At 71.6% G+C, this 1015-nt stretch carries 1 protein-coding gene; it reads left to right on the top strand.

Annotation, left to right across the window (positions count from 1 at the left end):
* Positions 1 to 928: hypothetical protein (locus tag AC1DOC_RS34945; RefSeq protein WP_478131751.1), on the top strand; the 928-nt coding region annotated here is incomplete at its 5' end.
* Positions 929 to 1015 lie beyond the last annotated feature (87 nt).

Below are 1015 nucleotides of genomic sequence, written 5' to 3'. Positions count from 1 at the left end.
GGTCAAGGACGAGGCCGGACGAAGGCTGGCGGCCGAGCAGTCGGCGCGCGGCCGCAGCGCGGCCCGGTCGATGGGCATCGCCATTGCGGCGGTCGCGGTGCTGGTCGCCGGTGTCTTCGGCGTCATGGCCTATGTCGTGGACCGCAACCAGCCGGAGCGGGCCTCGATGCCGCGCACGATTCCGGGCGAAGGCCTCCGGCTCGAGGCACGTCAGGTGCTGGCGGGCAGCGGCAGTCTGGCGCAGCCCTGGCTGCTGGTGACGGCGCGCAACGAGAGCGGTAGCGCGATCGAGCGGCCGAAGGTCAATGCGATCTTCTACGACCGCGACAGCCGCATCGGCGAACAGAGCGAATCGGTGCCGATCGGTACGCTGATGCCCGGTGAGACAGCGCCGGTGCTGATCAAGCTGCCGAGCGACCAGACCGTCACGCGCTACGAGCTGCAGGCCGATGCGCTGTCGACGCCCTTCTGGACGACCGAGGGTCCGCCGCTGCAGTTCACGCGCGTGCGCCTGGTGCAGCAGGCGGACGAGGTGTGGCTGTTCGGCCGCCTCGCCAACGCGCGCAAGGACGCCCTGGCGCTGACCATCGTCGAAGTGCTGGTCACGCTGTACGACGAGGCCGGAACGGTCATCGGCGTCGGGCGGGGCTTCTCGCAGGCCACCGAACTCCGGCCCGGCGAACGCACCGCCGCGGAAGTGCGCATCGAGCGCCTGGGCAACCGCAAGGTGCCGATCGCGGCATGGGACTACCGCATCGACTACAGCCTGACCGAAGGCGCGCAGCAGGCCAAGAAGCGCGTGCTCGCGAGCAGCAGCCGCGTGATCCGCACGGCCGGCGCGCCCGAGATGCTGCGTGCGTCGCAGCGCCTGAGCAGCGCGGACCTGCTGGCCGACAGCGGCGCCGAGCAGGTCGACAAGGCGCGCTGAGGTTGCCGCGGGCCGGGCTACTTTCTCCTGCGCCCCGATGACGCCGGCGGCGCCGAGGTCTGCGAAGGCGCCGCGCCGCCATCCACG

The organism is Variovorax sp. 01T439_2, from assembly GCF_056398445.1.
The sequence above is the reverse complement of the archived record's forward strand: the minus strand, read 5'-3'. Positions and strand labels throughout refer to the sequence as shown.